This window comes from Bacteroides caecigallinarum (assembly GCF_016902295.1).
GTDB classification, from domain to species: Bacteria; Bacteroidota; Bacteroidia; order Bacteroidales; family Bacteroidaceae; genus Phocaeicola; species Phocaeicola caecigallinarum_A.
The window spans coordinates 24,380-50,447 of record NZ_JACJLQ010000009.1; the positions used below are offsets into that span (position 1 = coordinate 24,380).

Consider the following 26,068-nt stretch of genomic DNA (forward strand, 5'->3'; position numbering starts at 1 on the left):
CTTTATTTCATAAAAAATCTATTACTGATTATAATAATTACAACTGTTTTAGTTATATTTGTTTTGGTTCATTAGATTATAAACAATAATATTTCCAATACATATCATTATGAAAAACGACAAAATTTCTTTCCCATGTACATGGAGTATGGGAGTTACGGTCATAACAGCCATAACAGTTATTATTCTGGTTGCATCTACATATTTTATCTGGACAGACGATTTTCCGTCATCAATGCTTTGGCTCAAATACACGCTCATAGTTGTTTTTATAGCTACTATTATAGGTGGATTAGGCTATATGCCGATACGGTTAACTATTGGAAATGATAAAATAATTTTACACAGACTGTTTGGCGCTATTAATATACCTATAAAGAATATTATAGAAATAAAAGCCATTCCAAACTCAGAAACAGCTTTTTCTATTCGAATATTCGGCAGCGGTGGCCTATTTGGATATCTAGGAAAATTCAAAAATCCTAAGTTAGGCAGCTATACTATGTATGCAACTAATCTGAACGAATTAGTACTCATCCGTACGAACAGTAAGAAATATGTATTCAGCTGCAAGAACAGGGATGAATTTATTGAGTCTGTCAAACTCAAAAATAATGAGAATCAATAATATATCTTTTTAAATAAGAAAAATATATGACAAAATATTTCATGGAAACTCAAAGGCTTATTCTCCGTCCGTGGAATGAATCCGATGCCGAATCGCTCTACAAATATGCCAAAGATCCAGCTATCGGACCAATTGCAGGATGGCCACCACATACATCTGTTGAAAACAGCAAAGATGTAATACGAAACATCTTATCTGCTCCTGAAACATACGCTGTAGTATTGAAAGAAACAAACGAGCCAATAGGCAGTGTAGGCATTATGTTCGGTAACGGCGTACATAGTGCGGATATGAAAGAAGGTGATGCGGAAATAGGTTATTGGATTGGTGTTCCCTACTGGGGACAAGGACTTATACCGGAAGCAGTAAACCGCCTTCTGAAACGTTGTTTTGATGAACTTGATACAAAAAGAGTATGGTGCGGATATTATGACGGAAATTTAAAATCACGCAGAGTTATGGATAAATGCGGCTTCAAATATCACCATACAGAAGAAGGGAAAATTTCTCCTTTAGGTGACGAGCATACCGAACATTTTACATTACTTACCAAAGATGATTATAATAAAAAGTAAAACCATGAATAAACAAATAAACTATAATATTCGTCCACTTGAAGAAAAAGACCTCTATGATATGCAGAACCTATTTCGTTCCACAGTATTAAACGTCAATATTAAAGACTATACAAAGGAAGAAGTGGAAGACTGGGCTTCATGCGGTAACGACATGGAACACTGGAAGGAAATCCTATTTAATAATCAATTTATAGGAGCGTTCGACAAACAGGACAACCTGATTGGATATTCTTCAATGAACAAGAGAGGTTATATGCATTCCATGTTTGTACATCCAGACTGGCAAGGTAAAGGTATAGCGGCTCTGCTTCTTTCTGAAGTTGAAAAAATTGCAAGAGAATATGAAGTAAAAGAGATTACATCGGAAGTAAGCAAAACTGCACGTCCATTCTTTGAACAAAAAGGCTATGTTGTGGAATACGAACAAAAACAGCAGGCAAACCGTTTGAAACTGACGAACTACAAGATGAAGAAAGTTTTATGAACTTCTATGCAATATTTATTAGAAAAGAATTTCCCTGTTCATCAATATCAGACTTTTATACAGACAATTCTTTTCTGAAATATACCATATCCTTTAATATCATACCGTTTTCTATAATAGGATGATCATAATTGGCAGTAAAGAAATCAGGGACAATATGAGAATACTTGAACCCACACTTCTTATAAAAAGACATAGTTTCTGCACTCTCTCCTGTACCGACTATCATATATTTGAATTTGTCTGCATAACGTTTACATAAGAAATCTACCATTTGCTTTCCGTAACCTTTTCGTTGATATTGTGGAGAAACTGCCAAACTTTTAAGTTCACAGACATTATCACCTTCATCTGTCACAACTGCGGAAGAAACAGGTTCTAAATTTGTATTAAACATAACAAACATATCACCTCGCTCCAAATAGCGGTCAATCATCGACTCCTGTTCATCAGCCAATAACAGCAAATTTAAATATTTCTTCTTATTTGTTTCTATTTTACGTATTTCCATGATGTTACAAAGATACTAAATGATTATATGTAAGCAAACAAAAAAGAAAACGTAATTCTGGTACAATCATCAGTAATCTGTATATCAAACCTTAATCGCAAAGTCAATACCTTTGTATCAGTATAAAAAGATAAAGACTATGATTATGGGAAAAGCAAGATTACTCTTTTTTATTTTCATCTACTCCATGTTTGCAATGGCGTGCAGTCCGGAACCGGAAATACTATCCGGCAATAATTCAGAAACTGAAATTTCAAATGGGAACAACAACCAAGACGAAGAAAATACAAACAACGATAACCAGAATAACAATGAAGAAAATATGAGCAACTCAACAATTAAAATCTCAGTTAACGGAACAACACTTACAGCCACACTAAAAGACAACGTATCAACAAGAGCTTTAGTAAATCTGCTCAAAGAAGGGCCTCTAACCATAAATATGAATGACTATGCCGGAATGGAGAAAGTGGGTCCTATAGGAACCACCCTGCCGCAATGCAACGAAAGGATTACCACACAACCTGGTGACCTGATTCTATACCTGGGGCAGTATTTCGTGATTTATTATGCTCCGAACACATACTCGCTGACTCCACTTGGGAAAATAGACAATACTTCAGGCGATGAACTGATTAGAATTCTTGGAAACGGCGATGTAACGGTTACAATCTCATTAAGCGAATAACAAGCCATTAATTATCCCGCCTCTGCAAATCGTTCTTCATACGGAATTTCAGAGGCGATACTCCTGTCTTACGCATAAAGAACTTTCCAAATACGGACTGGTCGGAAAAGCCAAGCATATCAGAAATTTCCTTAATGTCCATATCAGTACACTCAAGCATACGGCGTGCGTCAGAGCAAAGCATCTTCGATATATGAAAACAGACAGTACTGCCTGTGACACTCTTGACCACTCGCGACAGATAGGTAGTCGTAATGTTCAGACTGTCAGCATAAAAACCTATTGAATGATGTTTGCGATAATTCTCTACAAGCAATTTCTTGAAATTCCGGAATATCTCGTTTTCACGCTTCACATACACAGTAGTATCGTTGTTTTCCGTACACAAGGCATCCGCTATCTGTAAAAGGAAGAAATTACATAGGTTTCGTATTATTCCATCGTGATATACATTCATAGCATTAAGCCGGTCACCAAAAAGCGACATTGTTTGTTTCAGATAAGAGAACCTCCCACTTTCAATATCAAACACGGGAAGCCTGTAATTGCCGAGATACCTTGCCACCTGATTATACAGCGGCTGCCCGTCAGGAAGACTGTCAAAATACGAAGGTACGATATATACGATTTTCAGCGAAAAATCTGCATCGAAGTCTTCGATTGAGCTTGTCGTACTCGGTGTCAGAACAACAAGTTTTCCACGGCAAAGGTCATAATTGCCATAAATATCGGAAAGCCTTGCTGTTCCGTTTATGACGAGAAGAAAGAAAAATCCCTTTTCAAACATAATTCCGCTATAACCGCCGGAACTACGGTCGAAATCAAAGTAACACGTACTTCCTGCCGTCATGCCACCTGATTTCATTACTTCATACACAGAGATATCCATAATCCGTTTTTTTACTACAAAGATACCTTTTGTTTCGTTTTAAACCAAAATAAGTTGTTCTTTTATATCTGTCATTATAGATTTTAGGGTGAACTTTGCAACTGTTTTACAAATGACAAATACAATATGAGCAAATTTCTATTCAGACGCTATCTCCTGTTCTGCGTGGCATTGTTTGTCAATGCATTAGGAATAGCATTTATCACCAGAGCTGCTTTGGGTACATCACCCATTACCAGCGTTACATATGTACTGAGCATGTTCACTCCTTTCACTATCGGCGAATGGACTATCATGCTGAACATACTGTTCGTCGTTCTCGAACCTTTCATGATGACGCGCCAGGACCTGAAAGACGATTTAAGGATGTATCTGCTTCAGATTCCAATCTCTTTCTGTTTTGGAATATTCATAGACATATGTATGCACTACATTCTGTTCTGGCTCAATCCCGCCACATATCCAAGTATGATTATAGCTCTGCTGATAGGTTGCGTGATATTGGCTGTGGGTATCGCACTCGAAGTAAAGGCCAATGCAGCCATGATGTCCGGCGAATATTTTGTGAAGGTCATAACAAAGCGTTTCCGGGGTGAGTTCGGATATATAAAACTCGGATTTGATGTTACTTTGGTAGCCTTGGCATGCCTGCTGTCGCTGATATTCATGTCTGGAGTGTACGGAGTGCGCGAAGGTACGGTAGTTGCAGCGCTGATAGTAGGTCCGATAGTTCATTTCGTAAGTCCGTATTACAGGTTTCTCGACAAATGTATTACTCCTGACAGCAATGAAAAGACTGCAGATGTGAAAGACAACAAAAATGTCATTATCACCATTGCCCGTGAATATGGCAGCGGCGGTCATCTGCTCGGTGAGATGCTTTCGAAAGAGCTTGGAATAAAGCTGTATGATAAAGAATTTATCGGAATGGCAGCCAAACGTAGCGGTATGGACGAAAGTTTCATTGCCAGAAACGAACAGTCCATTCCATCATTCTGGCTGAAATGTATCATGTCGAAAAACAGCGAACAACCGATAGAAGGAAGCATTTCATCGGACGATGTTCTGTTTGTGGCAGAGAGCAAGATTATTCAGGAACTGGCAGAGAAAGAGCCGTGTATCATCGTGGGAAGATGTGCCGACTTCATACTGAAAGACTACCCTAAGGTTCTGAAGATTTTCTGCTATTCCGACATGGGTTCTGCCATCGAAAGATGTACGGAAGAATATGGCATCAGAAAAGAAGATGCCGAAGCTGAAATACGCCGTATCAATCGCAACCGTATTCATCATTATGAATATTATACCGATCGTAAATGGGGAGAACCCCACCATTATAATCTTATGCTCAACACTGGCAGTATAAGCCTTGAAACGGCATGCAAGCTGATAAAAGATATTTACGGAAATATGTGATAAAAACTCACATAAAAAAATGAACTGTCATTCGCACTTAAATGACAGTTCATTTTGTTTCGAACGACAGTTCATTTTGTTTTAAACGTATCAACGGTAATTTCAGCACTACTGGTTTACAATACCGCGAACTTCATCTACTGTGAGTTTTCCTTCAAGAATTATTACCGTAAATTCCTTACCTTCATCAACCAGCAGAACATATTCGTTTGCGTCCTTATTCTCTTTCGTATAAATGAACACCCGTTCTCCGCTGTCCTTTACACGCAATAATTCTTCATATCCGTTTTTGGTATTGATAAATGCCGTTTCTTTACGCAACAAATCCGAAGTTTCCTGATTTTCGGACGAGAGAATTTGCAATCCGGTAAGTTTCTTTGCCACTTTATCTATATTTATATCACCGGTATTTGAACCACTCATCATACTGAACATTTTCGGGGATACATAAACGGAGGTCACGCCTTCCATTTCTGCTATTTTCTCAAAACGATTCTGTGCGTTGACAGACAATGCTGCCAGCATAACGCTTACTATAATAAATAATCTTGCTTTCATTTTCTGAAGTTTTTAATATTGTCAATTTTTTCTTTTACACTTTTTGTCACGCTTCTTGCTTTCTCTATCTGGGCATCGCCTTTATTGAAAGCTTCGGCAAAAAGCTGCAGGGCATTTTCGGTTGCCATATATGCTTCCTGAGGATTGTCGAATGTATCTTTTATCACCGCACTGTCATCGTGATTCTTCGACATAAATACACTTATACCTATCAGTATCACTGCAGCTGCCGCTATTCCCGACACATATTTATATAGTGTATAATATCGTGGCTTACCTGCCTTGCTTTGTTTTTCCCACATATCTATGTTGTCGGAAATACGTTTCTCCATTCCTACAGGAACTGTGATTTCATCATTTTCTTTCATTTCTGCCAGATGACAGAACACCTCTTTGTCAACAGAGAACTCGGCTGATACTTCATCATGCATGAAATAGTCTTCCAGAATTTTCTCTTCGTTGACATCGGTCTCACCGCTGTAATATTTTTCAAGCAAATGTCTGATTGTATCTTCCTTCATATCTTGTCCTTTAAATTAATAAACTGTTCCCTTATCTTTTTTCTGGCTTTCGAGAGTGTGGCACGTATGTTCACCTGGTTCAGCCCCGTAGCTTTTCCTATTTCATCAAACGAACATTCGTTTACATCCCTTAACCACATTACTTTTTTCTGTATGTCTGGCAGTCCGCCTATCATCTTTCTTAACCTGACATTTTCTTCTTTCTTTTCCAGCCTTTCACCAATATCATCGTCTGCCAAGCCAACCCGTTCTTCATCTATCACGTCCTCATAATTACTATGACTGCTTCTTATGAAATCCATACACAGGTTCTTCACCAGAGTAACACAATATGCTTCACGGCAAACCGCCGCATCAAGCTCATCGCGTCTGTTCCATAATTTCAGATAAGCATCCTGAACAATATCTTCGGCATCCTGAACATTCCTGAGTATGGAATAAGCTGTCCTGTAGAGTTTTGCATGGTACGGAATGAAGAGTGACTTAAATTCATTTGCGTCCATTGCGTTTATCTGTTTCCTGTTGCACTAGTTTGTCTATATCCTCCTGTCTTATATTTCCTTTGAGCAGTATCAGAGCACAATCGTCTTTTCCTCCACATACTATAAGAAGTTCCTTAATTATATCTTTCTTTTCCTTGACAAGTATCTGCACGCTTCCATCCTGATCCTTGGCTCTGACCATTGTCTCATATCCGTGTCCATTCAGCGAAGCTACTCTTTTTGTAAATCTGGCTTTCACACGTTCACTGCATTCTTCCAGGTCGAGAACTCTGACACTGTTAATACGTGCGGAGATATCATCCTTGTCTTCTTCATCCATAAACATGTGTCCCATTTTCATCAATATCCACGGAACACTTACATACTCTGCCCTATCGGCATCCTTAAACTCGTTGATAATAGAATTTACATTTACCGCACATAGCATCTGGGCTGAAAACAACATAGCTATAAAGAAATATTTTTTCATGACTGACTCATTTTTTTTAATGTTATACATAATCTTTGATGCGCATTCTATGTGAAAGACGGAACTTCCCGGTGAAATGTTGCATCAGAAAATAAGTTTTTTTACAAAAATATGAATATCTGAAAAACCAAAGTACATATCTGCCTAAAATTAAAAGCTTTTTTACTACCTTTGTGTCCGGATTTTTAAAACATACATTTTTAGATTATGGAAAATAAGTACATCACCGTAGCATACAAACTTTATGCTATGATAGACGGCGAAAAAGAATTGATAGAAGAAGCTCCTGCAGAACATCCTTTCCAGTTCATCACAGGTATAGGATATACACTTGAAAGATTTGAAAAAGAAATAACAGCACTTGCTAAGGGAGACAACTTCAACTTTACTATCCCATGTGCGGAAGCATACGGCGAAGTAGATCCTGAAGGAATAAAGACTCTTCCAAAATCAGCATTCTGCGGTCCTGACGGCAAGTTTGACGAGGACAACGTGTTCGAAGGAAACATCATTATGCTGAACGATGGCGAAGGAAACCAGTTCTATGCAAACGTTGGTGAAATCACTGACAGCACTGTAACTATCGACCTTAACCATCCTCACGCAGGCAAGGACCTGATTTTCGAAGGTTCAATTCTGGAAATGCGTGAAGCTACAAACAAGGAAGTTCAGGACATCGTTAACTCAATGAGCGGATGCGGTGGCGGATGCAGCGGTTGTGGCGGCGGATGCGGCGATCACGATGACGACTGTGGTGGCGGTTGCTGCGGATGTCATTGATTACATACGAAAAGACTGATTTAGCATAAGTGTAAATTACATTTTATTGTAGTTTACACTTTTTTTATGCCGTTTTTCATTGTATAAGCAAAAATATATATACATAAAGATAAAAAGAACTGTTATATGACATATTTTTAGAAAAACATTGTGTATCTTCGCATTATATTACAAATAACAGAAGTATGAACAAATCAAAGAAATTTATCGGAGCAGCCGTACTGCTGGCATTGATGACAGCATGCGGAAACGGTTCGAAGTTTAAGTACGAAACCGTACCTAACGACCCGATGCAGACACGCATCTACACACTTGACAACGGATTGAAGGTTTACCTGACAGTAAACAAGGAAACTCCACGTATCCAGACTTACATCGCAGTAAGAGTGGGCGGAAAGAACGACCCTGCAGAGACTACCGGTCTTGCACACTATTTCGAACACCTGATGTTCAAGGGAACAGAGAAATTCGGTACTACAGACTTCAGCAAGGAAAAACCTATGCTGGACGAAATAGAACGCCTGTTTGAGGTTTACAGAAAAACCACTGACGAAGCCGAGAGAAAAGCTATCTATCACCAGATAGACAGTGTGTCATACGAAGCTTCAAAAATCGCCATCCCGAATGAATACGACAAGCTGATGGCTGCCATTGGCGCAAACGGTACAAATGCCTACACCAGCTACGACCAGACTGTGTATGTGGAAGACATACCGTCTAACGAAATTGACAACTGGGCCAAGATTCAGGCAGACAGATTCCAGAATGCTACAATCAGAGGATTCCACACTGAGCTGGAAACTGTTTACGAAGAAAAGAACATGTCGCTTACAAAGGATTTCAGAAAGGTATATGAAACTTTGTTGAACGCTCTTTATCCTGATTATCCATACGGAACCCAGACTGTACTCGGTTCGCAGGAACATCTGAAGAATCCTTCTATCACAAATATCAAGAATTATTTCAAGACATGGTATGTGCCTAACAATATGGCCATCTGTATGTCAGGTGACATGAATCCGGATGAAACTATCGAAATAATCAACAAGTATTTCGGTGAGATGAAGGCTAATCCTAATTTGCCTGAACGTCCTCAGCCAAAGGAATCGCCTATCAAGGAACCTGTTGTGAAGGAAGTTATGGGACTTGACGCAGAAAGCGTAGCACTGGCATGGAGAATGCCTACTACAGTTGACGATGATGTCATCTCTGCACTCATCAGCTCTATTCTTTACAACGGACAGGCAGGTCTGCTTGACGTTAACCTGAACCAGCAGCAGAAAGTATTGGGATGCTTCGCAGGCTCACTCGGTTTGTCGGACTACTATACATATATGATAAGCGGTCAGCCAAAACAGGGACAGACTTTGGACGAAGTAAAGGACCTTATGCTGGCTGAAGTTGAAAAACTGCGCAAGGGTGAATTCGACGAAGAACTGCTTCAGGCTACAATCAACAACTACAAGCTTTACTACATGAAACAGCTTGAAAGCAACCAAAGCAGAGCAGACATGTTTGTTTCGGCATTCGTTGACGGCGACCAGTGGAGCGATGTAGTAAACTTCATCGACAAGATGAGCAAGGTGAACAAACAGCAGGTTGTTGATTTCGCAAACAAATATTTTGCCGACAACTACGCTTTGGTTTACAAACGCATGGGTAAAGACCCTAACGAAAAGAAGATGGATAAACCGTCTATCACTCCTATCGTTATGAACCGTGACAGCGTAAGCTCATTCCTGAAAGAAATTCAGGCAAGCAAGGTTGCTCCTATCGAACCTGTATTCCTCGACTTCGAGAAAGACATGCAGAAATTCACTGCTAAATCAGACATCGAAGTGCTTTACAAGAAAAACGATATGAACGATCTGTTCCAGATGATTTATGTATTCGATATGGGCAGCCAGAACGACAAAGCTTTGGGTACAGCATTCTCATACATGGAATACCTCGGAACATCAAAGAAATCGCTTGCCGAAATCAACAAGGAATTCTATCGTCTGGCATGTTCGTTCAGCGTACATCCGGGATTGGACCGCACATACGTAGTGCTTTCAGGTCTTCAGGAAAACATGCCTCAGGCAATGCAACTGTTCGAAGAGATTCTTGCTGATGCACAGGTTGACGAAAACGCATATAAGAACTATGCAGCCGATATATTGAAGAAACGTGCGGACGCGAAACTCAACCAGTCTGCAAACTTCTCACAACTGCTTTCTTACGCTATGTGGGGCGAACACTCACCTTCGAAGAACATTCTGTCTGAAAAAGAACTTACAGGAATGAATCCTCAGGAACTTGTAGATCGCATACATAAGTTCAACAGCTACAAGCACCGCATAATGTACTATGGTCCTGCCGACGAAAAAGAACTTACTTCTTTAATCGACCAGTATCATAACGTACCTGCCCAGCTTCAGGATGTACCTGCACCTGCATACGACTACAAGTATCAGCCTACTACTGAAAACAAGGTTTATTTTGCCGAATACGATGCAAAACAAATCTATTTCACAGGTATTTCAAACTTCGAAAAACAATATGATGCTGCAATCCAGCCTACTTTGAGCATGTACAACGAATACTTCAGCGGTGGCATGAACTCAATAGTATTCCAGGAAATGCGTGAAGCGAGAAGTCTTGCATATTCATCATACGCTTTCATCGCTTCTCCTTCTAAAAAGGAATATCCATACATCTTCCGTTCGTTCATCGCTACGCAGAACGACAAGATGATAGACGCCATGAAGGCTTTCGATGAGATAATCAATAATATGCCAGAATCTGAAAAAGCATTCAAGCTGGCCCAGGAAGGAACTATCAGCCGCTTGCGTACTGACAGAATCACCGGTATGGACATTTTGTGGGAGTATCTTGACCTTCAGGACAAAGGTATAGATGGAGATCCAAGAAAAGCTTTGTTCGAACAGGCACAGACAATGACCCTGAAAGATGTGAAAGACTTCCAGCAGAAATGGGTTAAAGACCGCAAATATACTTATTGCGTTCTTGGTAACGAAAAAGACCTTGACATGAAATCGCTGGAAAAATACGGTAAGATTACAAAATTATCACAGAAGGATATTTTCGGATATTAATCTTATATAATTTATAGTGTAAAGAGACCTGTACTAAGGAGTGCGGGTCTCTTTCGTTTTTATTAGACTAACTGAAACTATTACAGAAACATTACATATATGTTACATTTCACTTTGTCTGATTATATCAATATCCAACTGCATACACTGACACATATCTATATATTAATTTTGTGCCGTAACAAAATTGACATTTATATGAATAAGGTAAAAAGTTTGTTTTGCATCTGCATTGCAGCTGTGGGAATGCAGAGTATCGATGCACAGACACGTGCAGAACTGGAAATCAGAGAAAATCCCAAATTGGCAACGGGGAAGTATTTGGCATACGAGGCACCAACTACCCCATTGACACCGGCTCCGGAAGGATATGTGCCATGCTATATAAGTACATATGCCAGACACGGCTCACGCTATCTGACAGGAATAGACAAGTACGAACCGGCTCTGACAATAATGGAGGAAGCAGAGAAAGACAACGGACTGACCGATGACGGAAAAAAGACACTGAAAATCCTGAGACAGCTTGCAGAAGCAGCCGAAAACCGCTACGGAGAGCTTACTCCAAAAGGAGCCAGACAACATCAGGAACTTGCAAAAAGAATGTTTGAAAATTATCCTGAAATATTTACAGACGGAGCACATATTGATGCCCGCTCTACATATAAGACTCGTGCTTTCCTTTCGATGGCAGCAGCCTGTGTGGAGTTGAAAGGCCTGAACCCGAAACTGAATATCACAACAGATGCAAGCCAGCATGATGAATATTTCATAAAATACAAGAATCCGATATATTCGGACAGCTGCCAGCACAACGCCGATTCGGTATTTGCAGAAGCAGAAAAGCGTTTCGTTCATCCGGAACGTATCATGAAAGTGCTTTTTAAACCGGAATATATTTCAAAAGTCAAGAATCCGGGAAAGCTGGAATGCGACCTTTTCGAATATCATGGTATAAGCCAGAGTTCGGACAATATGCCAGACCTTTCATTCCTTTTCAACGGAAAAGAACTTTTCGACTTGTGGCAACTGAACAATTTCGAATGGTACTACGAACAGGGACCATCACCTCTGAGCGGTGGCAAGATGCCCAATCTGGCACGAAATCTGCTGAGAAATATCGTAGAGGCTGCCGACACAGCCCTTGTATCAAAAAAGCCTTGCGCAACTCTTCGTTTCGGTCATGATACAAACCTTGCTCCATTGGTGGCTCTGATGAATATTGACGGGTTCAACCATTCTACAGCCAACTGGGACTCTATCCCTCAATATTATCAGACATACCGTATGATTCCGATGTGCGGAAACCTGCAACTTATATTCTTCCGCAAGAAGGACAGCAAAGACATTCTGGTCAAACCATTGCTCAACGAACGTGAGATACATCTGACAGGAATAAAAACAGACTGTTTCCCTTTCTATCACTGGAAAGATCTCAGAAAAACATGGATAGAACTTACAGAAAAAATTTATCTCCCGGAATTGCCTGAAGAATATGAAACAGACTAGCATATCATATTTTTTACACAAAAAGCAAAGTCTCTATTGGTTATTCATTAATAAAGAGTTACATTTGTGATAAAGTAAAAAAGACATGATACTAATAGCAGACAGTGGAGCGACAAAAACCGATTGGCTAATCAGCGATACAAATAAATCAGAGATACTCAAGACCGAAGGCATAAATCCTTTTCATCAGGATGAGAACTACATTAGAAAAATTATAGAAACAGATTTATTGCCACAAATAGAAAAAGAAAATATTTCAGAGATCTATTTTTACGGTGCAGGATGCCTGCCTGAACCGGCTGAAAAAATCATAAATATTTTACAGGATTTTTTCACCGGAACCAAAGTCCATGCATATACCGACCTGATGGGAGCGGCAAGGGCATTATGTGGGAAAAAGCCGGGAATAGCTTGTATTCTTGGTACCGGCTCAAATTCATGTATGTATGACGGGAAAGAGATAACAAGGAATGTTTCCCCATTGGGATATATATTGGGAGATGAAGGAAGCGGAGCATATCTCGGAAAAAAATTTATAGCAGACTGCCTTAAAGGACAACTTCCGGAAAATATTAAAAATGACTTTTTGAGCAATTGCGGTTTAACGGTAGAAGACATATTGCGGAAAGTTTACAGAGAGCCACAGGCAAACCGTTTTCTGGCATCATTAACACCTTATATATATAATATAAAGCATGAAGCACAGGTAAAAAATTTCCTATGTGAATGTTTCACCGATTTCTTTATAAGAAATATTATGGGATATGACACTACACTGGAAATATCATTTACAGGATCCGTGGCATGGTACTTTCAGGAAGAAATAAAGGAAGCGGCAGAACAGCTCAATCTGAAAACCGGAAAATTCATAAAAGAACCTATTTGGGGGCTAAAAGAATATCACAAAAACCTATAAACTAACAAAGTTATGAAGAATTTAAGATTTGAAGCCGTTGTAATTGCAATAGGATTGCTTTTACTTGGTATGTTCATCGAACATGGAATCAGCAGTTTTGCCGACAAGGACCGTAGCGTAAACGTCAAAGGGCTTGCAGAAATGGAAGTCCCGGCTGATAAAGTTACATGGCCACTGGTTTACAAAAGTATCGGAAATGATTTGGGCGGACTGTACGACCAAATAAACAAATCAAACAAAACCATCACACAATTCCTAATCAGCAAAGGCATAGATGAAAAAGAAATCAGCGTCAATGCGCCTGAGATTATTGATATGAAGGCTGAACGGTACAGTAGCCAGGAAAGCACATACAGATATAACGTGACATCAGTTATTACTGTTACGTCAGACAAAGTGGATCTGATACGTAAACTCATCAGCAGCCAGGGAGAACTTCTGAAGCAAGGTGTGGCAATCACATCAGGCGACTACCGATATAACGTTCAATACGAATATACCGGTCTGAACAAAATCAAGCCACAGATGATTGAAGAGGCTACCAAGAACGCACGTCAGGCAGCTGAAAAATTCGCTGAAGATTCGGACAGCAAGCTTGGTAAAATAAGAAAAGCAAACCAGGGACAATTCAGCATAACAGACCGTGACGCAAACACACCATACATTAAGAAGGTAAGAGTAGTAACAACTATTGACTATTCGCTTGAAGACTGATACAGCGATACAAAATATTACAGGAGGCATAACGACACATGCCTCCTGTTCTTTTATATAATCTTCTATTTTTCAGCATAAAAGCGGACAAAAAGTTGCATATATGGATGGAAGTTAATATCTTTGCGCCCGATTTAGATAAACAATATAAAGTCTAACACAATTAATTATTTAAAAACAATTTTTTATTTTAATGGAAAACTTAAAGAACATTGCTCCTATTGAAGATTTCAACTGGGATGCGTATGAAAGTGGTGACACACTAACAAATGTAAGCAAAGAAGAACTTGAAAAGGCTTACGACAGTACTCTTAACAAAGTAAATGACCGTGAGGTTGTTGATGGTACTGTAATCGCAATGAACAAACGCGAAGTTGTAGTTAACATTGGCTACAAATCAGACGGTATCATTCCATTGAGTGAATTCCGTTACAATCCAGACCTGAAAGTAGGTGATACTGTAGAAGTATATATCGAAAATCAGGAAGACAAAAAAGGTCAGTTGATTTTGTCTCACAAGAAAGCACGTGCTACTCGTTCTTGGGATCGTGTTAACGCTGCTCTTGAAAACGAAGAAATCATTAAGGGTTACGTTAAGTGCCGCACTAAGGGTGGTATGATTGTTGACGTATTCGGAATCGAAGCATTCTTGCCAGGTTCTCAGATTGACGTTAAACCTATCCGCGACTATGACGTATTTGTAGGTAAGACTATGGAATTCAAAGTTGTTAAGATCAACCAGGAATTCAAGAACGTAGTTGTATCTCACAAAGCTCTTATCGAAGCTGAACTCGAACAGCAGAAGAAAGAAATCATCGGTAAACTTGAAAAAGGTCAGGTACTTGAAGGTACTGTTAAAAATATCACATCTTACGGTGTATTCATCGACTTGGGTGGCGTAGATGGTTTGATTCACATCACAGACTTGTCTTGGGGCCGCGTAAGCGATCCACGCGAAGTTGTTTCTTTGGATCAGAAGTTGAACGTTGTTATCCTTGACTTCGATGATGACAAGAAACGTATCGCTCTTGGTTTGAAACAGCTTACTCCACATCCATGGGATGCTCTTGATCCAAACTTGAAAGTTGGTGATCACGTTAAGGGTAAAGTAGTTGTTATGGCTGACTACGGAGCATTCATCGAAATCGCTCCAGGCGTAGAAGGTTTGATCCACGTTTCTGAAATGTCTTGGTCACAGCACTTGCGTTCAGCTCAAGACTTCATGAAAGTTGGTGACGAAGTTGAAGCTGTTATCTTGACTCTTGACCGCGAAGAACGTAAGATGTCACTTGGTATCAAGCAGTTGAAAGCTGATCCATGGGAAAACATCGAAGAAAAATATGCTGTAGGTACTAAGCACACTGCAAAAGTACGTAACTTCACTAACTTCGGTGTATTCGTTGAAATCGAGGAAGGTGTTGACGGATTGATTCACATCTCAGACCTTTCTTGGACTAAGAAAATCAAACACCCATCAGAATTCACTCAGATTGGTGCTGAAATCGAAGTTCAGGTATTGGAAATCGACAAAGAAAACCGTCGCTTGAGCCTTGGTCACAAACAGTTGGAAGAAAATCCATGGGATGTATTCGAAACTGTATTCACTGTAGGTTCTATCCACGAAGGTACAATCATCGAACTTTTGGACAAAGGTGCAGTAGTTTCATTGCCTTACGGTGTTGAAGGCTTCGCTACTCCAAAACACCTTGTAAAAGAAGACGGTTCTCAGGCTCAGCTTGACGAAAAGCTTCAGTTCAAAGTAATCGAATTCAACAAGGAAGCTAAACGTATCATCTTGTCTCACAGCCGTGTATTCGAAGATGCTGCTAAGGCTGAAGAAAAAGCAGAAAAGAAAGCTGCAAAGAAATCATCTAAGAAAGAAGAAGCTCCAATGATCCAGAACCAGGCTGCTTCTACAACTCTTGGTGACATCGATGCTCTTGCTGCATTGAAAGAACAGTTGGAAGGTAAGAAATAATTTTTGCCTACTGCAATAAAATCTATAAGGCTGAATCCTCAACGGGGTTCAGCCTTATTCTTTTATATATGTATTCCATAATCGTGCTTTATCACATCCATCACAAATACGCTCTCCAATGATGCCAAAGTGTCAATCCTGCCAAGCACATTCAGTATAAATCCCTGATAATACTTCATATCCGGAGCATGAATCTTGAGGAGATAATCAAAACTGCCTGAAATATTATAACACTCTGTCACTTCCGGTATCCCTGCTATAACTTCTGAAAAACTACGTGCTATATCATAATTGAGATGCTGCATCTTCACCTTACAGAAAACCATAAAACCCTGATTAAGTTTCTCCGCATCAAGCACCGCAATATATTTCTTGATATACCCACCTGATTCAAGACGTTTCAGACGTTCAAAAACCGGAGTTGACGACAGACTCACTTTAGCGGCAAGCTCTTTTGTTGTCAGTCTGGCATTCTCCTGCAAAGTACGGAGTATCTGCAAATCCACCTTATCCAATTTCTCTACATTGTTCATAGGACTAATATTCTGTTTTATTTAATTTTCGATACTAAAATAAGAATTAAATCATAGAAAACAACCATATAATAGTGATATTTTCTATATTTTACACAAATATTGGACTGTATCACCATGGAGTATATCTTTGCAGATGTAACAATAAAGCTATAAAGATTATGACAGATACAAAGAAACTACATTTCGAGACATTACAGCTACACGTAGGACAGGAAAATGCCGATAAGGCAACAGGCGCAAGGGCTGTACCTATATATCAGACCACTTCATACGTATTCAATAATTCAGCATATGCCGAGGCACTGTTCGGGCTTCAGGAAAGCGGAGAAATATACGGACGACTGGGAAATCCTACACAAGGGATTTTCGAGCAAAGAATAGCGGCACTGGAAGGTGGGAAGGCGGCACTTGCAGTAGCATCAGGAGCGGCGGCAATTACATATTCATTTCTAAATATCGCAAAGCAGGGCGACCACATTGTAGCAGCAAAGACTATCTACGGTGGAAGTTATAACCTTCTGGCACACACTTTCCCTACTTACGGAATCAGTACAACTTTTGTAGATCCGGACAACATTGAGAATTTCGAAAAGGCTATTCAGGAAAATACAAAAGCCATATTTATAGAAACACTTGGCAATCCAAATTCAAATATAATAGACATACAGGCCGTTGCCGATATAGCCCACAGAAACAAAATACCTCTGATAATAGACAATACGTTCGGAACCGCGTATCTTATCCGTCCGATAGAACATGGCGCAGATATAGTGGTACATTCTGCCACAAAATTCATCGGCGGACACGGAACATCTCTTGGCGGAGTTATTGTGGATTCAGGAAAATTTGACTGGAAAGCTTCCGGGAAATTTCCGCAACTGACAGAGCCTGACGCATCATATCACGGAATAATATTTACCGATATCGATCCTAGCACTGCTTTTGTGACAAGAATAAGAACCACACTGCTCAGAGATACAGGAGCAGCTATAAGCCCGTTCAATGCCTTTATGCTTCTGCAAGGCCTTGAAACTCTGTCATTGAGAGTTGAACGCCACGTAGAGAACACACTTAAAATAGTTTCCTACCTTGCTTCACATCCAAAAGTAAAGAAAGTGAATCACCCTTCGCTCACCTCCCATCCAAATCATGAGCTTTATAATAAGTACTTTTCCAAAGGTGGAGGCTCAATATTCACATTCGAGATTAAAGGCGGCAAGGAAGAAGCACATAAATTTATTGACAATCTGAAAATATTCTCATTGCTTGCCAATGTAGCAGATGCAAAATCGCTGGTGATACATCCTGCCAGCACTACACATTCACAGCTGACTGAAAGTGAACTCCTGGAACAGGACATATATCAGGGAACTATCAGACTATCTATAGGTCTGGAACATATTGAAGATTTGAAAAATGATTTGGAACAAACATTAAACAGCATTTAAATAGTATTTAAACAGTGTTTAAGCACTGTTTTATCCCCCTAAAACAATTGCGGCTCAAGTTTTTCATTAAACTTGGGCCGCGCTATATATTCTAAAAACTACAATCATAATTTAACCTTCTCAGACACAGGTTTTGATTCATTATTCAGTCTGTCAAGAGCTGTTACCACATAGCGGTATTTGGTCTTTCCATTCTCGTATGGCAACTTATAGAAAGTATCTCTTGTTATGGCAACAATCTTCGATGCATCCTCTATATTTACCTTTTCCTTGTTCTCAAACCTATAGACAACATACTGAACAGCCTCATCCATCACGTGTTTTGCTTTAGGAGCAGTCCAGAAAAGAATGTATCCATATTCTGTCCAAACATCTTTAAGTTTTCTAACTTTCAATGGAATCTTGTCGTCAATAAACGGATACAACGGCTGCAGAGCCGGATATTTATGATAGTTCTTTGACAATATAGTTCTATAATTACCTGGGTTCTCCACCACAGCTGCAGAATACCATTGACAGCTACCCTGCACGGCTGGCAACGAACGTTGCAAATCATATTTTGCCGTCATCTGGTGTACTGAAGGATTCTTCAGGTCCGGTTTCTTCACTGTTCTATACACATCCTGCCCTATATACAGAGGACGTGCACTTGATTTCTCCGCCCACCACTTAACCAAAGTTTCATAATCTGCAGCCGGATGACCTATCTCCCAATATACCTGCGGAATGTTATAGTCTATCCACCCTTTGTTCACCCAAAGCAGAACATCGGCATACAGGTCATCATAATTCTGGAGTCCGCGAGTCTCACTGCCTTCAGGTGAAGTACGTTTGTTACGATATATTCCGAAAGGCGAAATACCGAATTTCACCCAAGGCTTACATTCACGGATTGTCTCATGAAGTTCCTTGATAAGAACATTTACATTATCTCTTCTCCACTGGTCTCTGTCTGTAAATCCACGACCGTAAGCGGCAAAACTTACATCGTCAGGAAAATTCTCCCCCGGATTGGGATAAGGATAGAAATAATCGTCCATGTGAATGGCATCTACGTCATATCGGCTTACAATGTCGCGTACTATCTTGCAGATATACTTTCTATTCTCTGGAAATCCCGGATCAAAATAAAGCTGTCCGGCATACTTCACAAAAAGTTCGGGATGTTTGTTGTAAGGGTGCAGAGGCGACAATTGTGTTGTTCCTTTGGTGCATGCCCTATAAGGATTAATCCATGCATGTAATTCCATACCACGCTTGTGGCACTCTTCAATCATAAACTGCAGCGGATCCCATGTGGGTGAAGGCTGAACTCCCTGAATACCTGTCAAAAAACGGCTCCAAGGCTCGTACGATGACTTATATAATGCATCAGCCTCTGCCCTAACCTGAAAAATTATGGCATTAATACCTGCTCCCTGCAAATCATCAAGCTGTTCCAGAAGAGTCTGTTTCATAGTTTCTGCAGGCATACCCTGAAACTGTCCGTTTACAAACTGTATCCATGCCCCGCGAAACTCACGTTTAGGAGATGCTGTCTGAGCACTGAAAACTGAAGTATTCAGCAACATAGCAGCAAGAACAATCAAAGTTTTAATTCTATTCATTATCTATAAAGTTTTCGAGGGTACAAAGATAGTGCAAACCGAATGAAGTACAAAGTGAAAACAGTGTTTTCAACTTTTAATTCCGAGGTGTAGCCTATCTTATTAAAAGATAAACAAAAACGGACACATATACGTTAAAAATATAAAGTTTGAACTCTCAGTATAAATATGTACATTTGCATACAGTTTAAAACCATAAATACATAATAACATGTTGAACAATTTTTGTTTTCAGAATCCTACAAAACTGATTATGGGCAAAGGCATGATTGCCCAGTTAAGCAAAGAAATACCTGCCGACAAAAAAGTCATGATTACTTTCGGCGGTGGTAGCGTAAAGAAAAACGGAGTCTATGAGCAGGTAAAGGAAGCCCTGAAAAATCACAATACAGTTGAATTCTGGGGCATTGAGCCAAACCCGGCCATAGAAACACTGCGTGAGGCTATCGCACTGGGAAAAGCAGAAAAAGTGGATTTCCTTCTGGCCGTTGGCGGCGGTTCTGTAATCGACGGAACAAAGCTCATCTCGGCAGGTTTGCTTTACGATGGTGACGCATGGGACTTGGTGAAAAAAGGAAAAGCTGACAAGACCCTTCCTCTGGGAACAGTTCTGACTATACCTGCAACAGGTTCGGAAATGAACGACGGTGCAGTCATTTCTTGTAAGGAAACTAAAGAGAAGTACGCTTTCTTCTCAAACTTCCCTAAATTCTCAATCCTTGATCCTGAAGTAACTTTCTCATTACCGGACTATCAGATAGCATGCGGTATTGCAGATACATTCGTACACGTAATGGAACAGTATCTCACTAAGACCGGCGAATCAAGATTAATGGACCGCTGGGCTGAAAGTATCCTTCAGACACTGGTTGAGATTGCTCCGAAAATCAAGGAAAACAAGCAGGACTACCAGAATATGGCAGACTTCATGATGTGTGCTACAATGGCTCTTAACGGATTCATTGCTTTGGGAGTTTCACAGGACTGGGCTACACACATGATTGGTCATGAAGTGACAGCTCTTACAGGACTTACTCACGGACATACACTCGCGATAATTCTTCCGGGTACAATGGACGTACTCCGCCAGCAGAAGAGTGAGAAAATCATGCAGGTAGGCGCAAGAGTGTTCGGAGTAAGTTCAGGAACACACGATTTCCGTATAAACGAAACTATACGCAAGACTCGTGAATTCTTCAATTCTCTTGGTCTCACAACATCTCTTTCAGAAAACAATATTGGCAGAGAAGTGATAGACGAAATAGAACGTCGTTTCAATGAAAGAGACGTACATTTTGGTGAGGACGGACTGGTAACCGGTACAGTTGCAAAAGAAATCCTCAACAAGGTATATTAATTCTATTTTTCAAGATAAATAGAAAAGTAAAGAATCCTCTTATCAGAGCTATTTGCCATGATAAGAGGATTTTTCTGTCAGATATCAAAAATTTTATTTCAACCGTTCGAGAGCTTTCTGATAATCAGGTTCTTCCGAAACATTCTTCACAAGCTGGCGGTAAATAATCTTTCCTGTTTCATCAATAACTATTACAGCTCTTGTAGTCAATCCTCTCATAGGGCCTTCAGTTATAACCAAACCATAATTCTTTTCAAAATCCTCACTACGGAAAACCGATAGCGGTATTACCCTGTCCAATCCTTCCGTAGAGCAAAATCTTGATTGAGCGAAAGGCAAATCCTTCGAAACGCAAAGCACCACGGTATTTTCAAGAGAAGCCGCATCAGCATTAAAATGTCTTACAGAAAGGGCACATGTCGGTGTATCCAGACTAGGGAAAATATTCAATATCACTTTTTTTCCTCTAAATGATGAAAGGGAAACCTCGTTCATACCCTTGTCCGTAGCGTAAAAGTCCGGAGCCATCACTCCTACTTCCGGCATATAACCGTTGGTAGATACCTCCACTCCCCGGGCTATAACCTTTTCCTGAGCTGATGCGACATAAAAAAACAAAATGCTAAAAACGGACAAGAATAATAAAGTAACTTTTCTCATACTGTATAATTTAATTGGTTCAGCCACAAATATAATTCTTATTTTATAATGATTACAATTATTATACCATCATTCCATATTCTTTGCTCTTTTTAGCATTTTGTCTGTTATAGATTGAACTACAATTTATCACTTGTTTTCAGGCATCATTACCAATACCCTGTAGTTGTTCTGTTCCATAACTTTGCCGACATATTCCGAAAGTTCTTCCGGAGTTACAGACAAGATTACCTTTTCAGCCTGGGCAAATACTTCAGACGGTTTAAGTTCGTTGCCTGCCATCATTGAGCACCAATAGCTGTTTGTATGTTCATTCTCGGCATACTGCTTAACCATGAATTCCTTCACTTTGTCAAGTTCCTCCACAGGAGTTTCCTTCGCCAGTTTCTCAAACTCGCTGCGGATTATTTCAAGAGCACGGTCTTTCTTTTCAGGCTTAACCTGGAATATAGTCTGATATGCAACCGACACTTCAGAAAGTCTGTCCTGCGAGCCCTGTGTAAATATGCTATAGACAGCGCCTTCCTTCTCGCGTACTTCATTCAATAGACGTGTAGAGATTATCTGTGCCGACATTGAAGCCATCAGTCTGTTCTTGAATGAGTAAGGCATCTTTCCACTGATGATGACAGCAGCACTACCCTGAGGCACTTCCATCTTCATTGTGAAATCCTTTTCTTCGCTACCGGACTTGATTTCTACCGCACTGTTATATTTCAATTCCTGTTTTTTCCCTTTCACAGAAGGCAGTGAAGCGATATACTGTTCAACAAGTGTCTTCAAATCTGTTTCATCAAAGTTACCACTGAATACAAATGTAAAGTCCGCTGCATTGGCAAGCTGCTCATTGATAATAGAAAGAATATTCTCACGGTTTGCCTTCTCAATATCACTTATACCGAACACCTGCTTGTTAGGCGAAGTATAAAGGAATTCCTGAACCTTCTTCTGGAAGACAAAACTAGGATTCTGCTCCTGATTCTGGATCAATCCCTTATACAGATTCTGCATTGCAGCAAATTCATCCTCTGTTACTGTCAGTCCTGTGAAAGTCATGTATATCATCTCCATATAAGTCTTCAGATCCTTCGGAGTGGTATTTCCGTAAAGACTACGTACATAGTCCTCGAAAGCAACTTTCAGGGAAACCTGCTTGCCGGCCATCAGCTTGGTCAGATCAGAATTGGTGAAATTACCCAAACCGTGCTGTTCCAGTACGGCAGGCATGAACATCAAGTCCGCCGCCTTGTCATTTCCATAAACCGAAGTACCGCCTTTTGCCACAGCCATCATATAAATCTCATCAGCCTTGAAGTCAGTCTTCTTCAATACCACTTTGGCACCATTTGAAAGAATCCATTCCTTGGCACCGAAATCAGAAAGCATGTTTTCCTTCACCACCTTTCCGGCTGCAGGCAATTCGCTTACCAGAGGTTCATCCTTCACATTGTCCACGTAAGGAGCAATGTTTTCGGCCTCCACCTGAGAAAGCAATGCTAGTATATCTTCATCCTTAGGACATGACTCCCCTTCGCGTGCAGGCATCATACCGAGAACAACCAGATTTTTGTCCGAAACAATCTGCGAGAACACCTGATTAACGGCTTCCACAGGTATCTGGTTCACAATCATGCTCATCATCTGATATTCTGTTTCTATACCCGGTATAGGCTTCTTGTCGATAAAGTTGCGTACATACGATTCTGCAAGAGTCTTGTTTTCCTGCTGGTTGCGGTTGTTGTAAGCCTTTTCAAGCTGAGAAAGATATTCCGTGCGGCAACGCGCATATTCAGTGGCGGTAAATCCTCCCCTCTTGGCACGGAGAGCCTCACGATATACAGCCTTCAGTCCTTCGTCGAAACTGTTGCCCTTTGGAATCATAGCCAATAGGAAAGCCTGTTTTGTCTTCGACATAAGAAACTCTCCATGAATTGTTTCTGCAAGTGCAAACGGAGCATCCGCCTTCTGACCCTGTTCGTTCAGTCTTATCTGAAGCATCATCTGAGCCATATCGAGCAGATAAGCGGTTGTAACATCAGCCATTGTACCTTTCAACGAATCAGGCAGAGCATCATACTTGAACATAATCTGAGCCACATAATTGCTCTGTTCCTTATCCGAGCCGAAAGCGATAATAGGCTTTTCATTGTCGGCCACAGGGTAGTAAACCCTTTCTGCCGGATTTACTGGCTTCTCTATCTTTGAGAACAATTCCTTTATCTTGCCTTCTATGCGGTCCACATCAATATCGCCCACCACTACTATACCCTGAAGGTCAGGACGGTACCACTTTTCATAATAGTCGCGCAAAGCCTGATGCGGGAAATTGTCCACCACTTCCATGGTTCCTATAGGAAGACGGTGTCCGTATCTGCTGTCAGGATATATCACCGGAAGCAGTTTCTCCATTATTCTCATATTTGGAGGCAGCTGGCTTCTCCATTCCTCATGTATAACGGAACGCTCCTCGTCTATCTCCTTACCTTCAAGCAAAAGGCCGTCAGCCCAGTCGGACAGAATCATCAGACATGAGTCCTGTACCCCGATACGTTCAGTAGGTACACTGGAGATACGATAAACAGTTTCATCAATGCTGGTATAGGCATTAAGATTATAACCGTACTTCACACCTACAGACTCCAGCCATTTTATCATTGAGTTTCCCGGGAAGTTTTTTGTTCCGTTGAAACACATGTGTTCAAGGAAATGAGCCAATCCACGCTGATTGTCTTCTTCAAGGATACTACCCACTTTTTGGGCGATATAGAAGTCCACCTGGTTCTTCGGGTATTCATTATGACGGATATAGTATGTAAGTCCGTTATCCAGTTTACCTATTCTCACTTCCTTATCCACAGGCACCGGAGGCATCTGCTGTGCCCTGACAGCTACCGGCATGCAGGCAAAACCTGCTATGGCTACAAAAGCCAGTTTAATCATTCTTCTCATAACTTTTATATTTTATATTGTTTAGTTGTTCTTATGCCGCAAAGGTATGCGCAAAGAAGATTAGTTTATGTTATCGCTTTGTTATCTTTATGTTAATACATCATTCGTCCCTATATTCCAGAATATCTCCCGGCTGGCAGTCCAGTTCCTTACAGATAGCCTCCAAAGTAGAGAAACGTATAGCTTTAGCCTTTCCCGTTTTAAGTATAGAAAGGTTTGCTGGAGTAAGGTCTATGCGTTCTGCCAGTTCACCAAGCGAAATTTTCCGTTTCGCCATCATTACGTCCAAGTTTACTATTATAGGCATATATGTCAGTTTTTTAATCTATCAAATTGTCAAATCCTGTTCTTCTTTCATTCGTATTCCTATCTCAAAAATACAGGCAGTCAATACAAACATCATTCCCAAGATTATAAATAACACACAAACCTCAGTCGGCATTTCAAGAGGACTTAAACGAATTATCAAATTTATAAGTATTCCGGACAAAGTAGTTGAAACACCTATGGCATTCAGGATACGTTTGTTCACACGGCTGAAGATATTTCCCCGCTTCACATTACGAACCATCACATACGACAGAACTCCTACAAACATTATGGCGTAACTCTCTATGCCTACTACTAAGGCGTACCATATAAATGTATCGCTATCATCCTTTCCCATTTCATAACAAAGGTCCAGTATATTAGGAAATCCGTACATAGCTGCGGCTATTATTGTTATCACAGAAATAACCTCGCAATATCTTACAAGTTTTTTATCAGGCTTAATCTCGCTCATAGTTCTATTCCTATTAAATGGTCAAATCATTTTCTTCCTTAATTTTTACCGCACGGCGCACTATCTTTCCTATAAATGCCATCATAATTCCAAATAACATAATAGTGAACCAATCCAATGAATATAAAAATTCATCCCCCAAATCACCTGCTCTCTTTGCAAAAGAGTTACGAATCAACATAAAAAGAACCGTAAAAGAGCCAATACTCTCCAGAATACCAGCAGTCTTATTACTAATCAGTTTTCGGCAGTCAATCCTGATTATACAAAAGCAAAACACAAGAATGACCAATAAATTACATGCATACACTCCGCCCAGCATCCGTTCAGAAGTGCCAGCCAGCAAAAGTCTTACAATAGTAGGACCAAAATACATCATTACACTTATCATTCCAACCAGAACAGCAAATAGAAGATTACCCATATCTTTATAGCGCTGTTTGAGTATTTTCCATATCGTCTTCATTGTTATTCCCTTTCATTATTT

26 protein-coding genes are annotated in these 26,068 nt (G+C 40.1%); 13 read left to right on the top strand and 13 right to left on the bottom strand.

What is annotated here, in order from left to right:
- The first annotated feature begins 109 nt into the window (after window positions 1-109).
- Genes H6A27_RS04325 through H6A27_RS04335 form a run of 3 tightly spaced genes read left to right on the top strand, consistent with a single transcriptional unit; the run spans window position 110 to window position 1,690 of the window.
- Complete coding sequence (locus tag H6A27_RS04325; protein ID WP_204507820.1) at window positions 110-628, top strand: PH domain-containing protein; 519 nt, start codon at window positions 110-112, stop codon at window positions 626-628.
- A 41-nt stretch (window positions 629-669) separates the two neighbouring features.
- The gene (locus H6A27_RS04330; protein WP_204507879.1) at window positions 670-1,203 is read left to right on the top strand and encodes a GNAT family N-acetyltransferase; all 534 of its coding nucleotides are present in this window, start codon (window positions 670-672) and stop codon (window positions 1,201-1,203) included.
- A gap of 4 nt (window positions 1,204-1,207) precedes the next feature.
- Entirely contained in the window at window positions 1,208-1,690 is a 483-nt protein-coding gene (locus tag H6A27_RS04335) for a GNAT family N-acetyltransferase (RefSeq protein WP_204507821.1), read from the top strand.
- Between the two features lie 55 nt (window positions 1,691-1,745).
- Here the strand turns inward: H6A27_RS04335 and H6A27_RS04340 are convergent, their stop codons facing one another.
- Window positions 1,746-2,201, bottom strand: coding sequence for a GNAT family N-acetyltransferase (locus tag H6A27_RS04340; protein WP_204507822.1), 456 nt, complete (start codon window positions 2,199-2,201; stop codon window positions 1,746-1,748).
- A 145-nt stretch (window positions 2,202-2,346) separates the two neighbouring features.
- On the opposite strand from H6A27_RS04340, the gene H6A27_RS04345 reads away from it, so the two are divergent.
- Window positions 2,347-2,889, top strand: coding sequence for a cyclophilin-like fold protein (locus H6A27_RS04345; protein WP_204507823.1), 543 nt, complete (start codon window positions 2,347-2,349; stop codon window positions 2,887-2,889).
- Between the two features lie 7 nt (window positions 2,890-2,896).
- Here the strand turns inward: H6A27_RS04345 and H6A27_RS04350 are convergent, their stop codons facing one another.
- Window positions 2,897-3,778 (bottom strand): helix-turn-helix domain-containing protein, encoded by an 882-nt coding sequence (locus tag H6A27_RS04350; protein WP_204507824.1) that lies wholly within the window; start codon window positions 3,776-3,778, stop codon window positions 2,897-2,899.
- A gap of 126 nt (window positions 3,779-3,904) precedes the next feature.
- Between H6A27_RS04350 and H6A27_RS04355 the strand changes: the two genes are divergently transcribed.
- Entirely contained in the window at window positions 3,905-5,194 is a 1,290-nt protein-coding gene (locus tag H6A27_RS04355; RefSeq protein WP_204507825.1) for a cytidylate kinase family protein, read from the top strand.
- Between the two features lie 108 nt (window positions 5,195-5,302).
- Here H6A27_RS04355 and H6A27_RS04360 read toward each other — a convergent pair whose 3' ends face one another.
- The 4 genes from H6A27_RS04360 to H6A27_RS04375 are packed head-to-tail and all read right to left on the bottom strand — an operon-like array spanning window position 5,303 to window position 7,245.
- A complete protein-coding gene (locus tag H6A27_RS04360; RefSeq protein WP_204507826.1) occupies window positions 5,303-5,752 on the bottom strand; it encodes a DUF4252 domain-containing protein in 450 nt (149 codons plus the stop codon).
- Window positions 5,749-6,273 (bottom strand): hypothetical protein, encoded by a 525-nt coding sequence (locus tag H6A27_RS04365; protein ID WP_204507827.1) that lies wholly within the window; start codon window positions 6,271-6,273, stop codon window positions 5,749-5,751. Before H6A27_RS04365 ends, H6A27_RS04360 begins: the two co-directional genes overlap by 4 nt.
- A complete protein-coding gene (locus H6A27_RS04370; RefSeq protein ID WP_204507828.1) occupies window positions 6,270-6,776 on the bottom strand; it encodes an RNA polymerase sigma factor in 507 nt (168 codons plus the stop codon). Before H6A27_RS04370 ends, H6A27_RS04365 begins: the two co-directional genes overlap by 4 nt.
- Window positions 6,763-7,245, bottom strand: a complete 483-nt coding sequence (locus H6A27_RS04375; protein WP_204507829.1) for a DUF4252 domain-containing protein — start codon at window positions 7,243-7,245, stop codon at window positions 6,763-6,765. Before H6A27_RS04375 ends, H6A27_RS04370 begins: the two co-directional genes overlap by 14 nt.
- A gap of 207 nt (window positions 7,246-7,452) precedes the next feature.
- On the opposite strand from H6A27_RS04375, the gene H6A27_RS04380 reads away from it, so the two are divergent.
- The 6 genes from H6A27_RS04380 to rpsA all read left to right on the top strand — a co-directional run bounded on the left by H6A27_RS04380 (window position 7,453) and on the right by rpsA (window position 16,240).
- Window positions 7,453-8,025, top strand: coding sequence for an FKBP-type peptidyl-prolyl cis-trans isomerase (locus tag H6A27_RS04380; protein WP_204402760.1), 573 nt, complete (start codon window positions 7,453-7,455; stop codon window positions 8,023-8,025).
- Between the two features lie 185 nt (window positions 8,026-8,210).
- A complete protein-coding gene (locus tag H6A27_RS04385) occupies window positions 8,211-11,123 on the top strand; it encodes a M16 family metallopeptidase (protein WP_204507830.1) in 2,913 nt (970 codons plus the stop codon).
- Between the two features lie 198 nt (window positions 11,124-11,321).
- A complete protein-coding gene (locus tag H6A27_RS04390) occupies window positions 11,322-12,632 on the top strand; it encodes a histidine-type phosphatase (protein WP_204507831.1) in 1,311 nt (436 codons plus the stop codon).
- An 85-nt stretch (window positions 12,633-12,717) separates the two neighbouring features.
- Window positions 12,718-13,548, top strand: a complete 831-nt coding sequence (locus H6A27_RS04395; RefSeq protein WP_204507832.1) for an ATPase — start codon at window positions 12,718-12,720, stop codon at window positions 13,546-13,548.
- A 12-nt stretch (window positions 13,549-13,560) separates the two neighbouring features.
- Window positions 13,561-14,262, top strand: a complete 702-nt coding sequence (locus tag H6A27_RS04400) for an SIMPL domain-containing protein (RefSeq protein WP_204507833.1) — start codon at window positions 13,561-13,563, stop codon at window positions 14,260-14,262.
- Window positions 14,263-14,455: 193 nt separating this feature from the next.
- Complete coding sequence (rpsA, locus tag H6A27_RS04405) at window positions 14,456-16,240, top strand: 30S ribosomal protein S1 (RefSeq protein WP_204402766.1); 1,785 nt, start codon at window positions 14,456-14,458, stop codon at window positions 16,238-16,240.
- A 62-nt stretch (window positions 16,241-16,302) separates the two neighbouring features.
- On the opposite strand, the gene H6A27_RS04410 is transcribed toward rpsA, so the two are convergent.
- Complete coding sequence (locus tag H6A27_RS04410) at window positions 16,303-16,773, bottom strand: Lrp/AsnC family transcriptional regulator (protein WP_204507834.1); 471 nt, start codon at window positions 16,771-16,773, stop codon at window positions 16,303-16,305.
- Between the two features lie 161 nt (window positions 16,774-16,934).
- On the opposite strand from H6A27_RS04410, the gene H6A27_RS04415 reads away from it, so the two are divergent.
- Window positions 16,935-18,224, top strand: coding sequence for an O-acetylhomoserine aminocarboxypropyltransferase/cysteine synthase family protein (locus H6A27_RS04415; protein ID WP_204507835.1), 1,290 nt, complete (start codon window positions 16,935-16,937; stop codon window positions 18,222-18,224).
- 104 nt (window positions 18,225-18,328) lie between these two features.
- On the opposite strand, the gene H6A27_RS04420 is transcribed toward H6A27_RS04415, so the two are convergent.
- Window positions 18,329-19,831, bottom strand: coding sequence for a glycoside hydrolase family 10-like protein (locus H6A27_RS04420; RefSeq protein ID WP_204507836.1), 1,503 nt, complete (start codon window positions 19,829-19,831; stop codon window positions 18,329-18,331).
- 214 nt (window positions 19,832-20,045) lie between these two features.
- Between H6A27_RS04420 and H6A27_RS04425 the strand changes: the two genes are divergently transcribed.
- Entirely contained in the window at window positions 20,046-21,188 is a 1,143-nt protein-coding gene (locus H6A27_RS04425; protein ID WP_204507880.1) for an iron-containing alcohol dehydrogenase, read from the top strand.
- 93 nt (window positions 21,189-21,281) lie between these two features.
- Here the strand turns inward: H6A27_RS04425 and tpx are convergent, their stop codons facing one another.
- From tpx to H6A27_RS04450, 5 genes are all read right to left on the bottom strand, one after another.
- Window positions 21,282-21,848, bottom strand: coding sequence for a thiol peroxidase (gene tpx / locus H6A27_RS04430; protein ID WP_204507837.1), 567 nt, complete (start codon window positions 21,846-21,848; stop codon window positions 21,282-21,284).
- A gap of 129 nt (window positions 21,849-21,977) precedes the next feature.
- Window positions 21,978-24,797, bottom strand: coding sequence for a M16 family metallopeptidase (locus tag H6A27_RS04435; protein ID WP_204507838.1), 2,820 nt, complete (start codon window positions 24,795-24,797; stop codon window positions 21,978-21,980).
- A 100-nt stretch (window positions 24,798-24,897) separates the two neighbouring features.
- The gene (locus tag H6A27_RS04440; RefSeq protein WP_204390448.1) at window positions 24,898-25,104 is read right to left on the bottom strand and encodes a helix-turn-helix domain-containing protein; all 207 of its coding nucleotides are present in this window, start codon (window positions 25,102-25,104) and stop codon (window positions 24,898-24,900) included.
- A gap of 21 nt (window positions 25,105-25,125) precedes the next feature.
- Window positions 25,126-25,581, bottom strand: a complete 456-nt coding sequence (locus tag H6A27_RS04445; RefSeq protein ID WP_204507839.1) for a DUF2975 domain-containing protein — start codon at window positions 25,579-25,581, stop codon at window positions 25,126-25,128.
- Window positions 25,582-25,594: 13 nt separating this feature from the next.
- Entirely contained in the window at window positions 25,595-26,047 is a 453-nt protein-coding gene (locus H6A27_RS04450; RefSeq protein WP_204402771.1) for a DUF2975 domain-containing protein, read from the bottom strand.
- Window positions 26,048-26,068 lie beyond the last annotated feature (21 nt).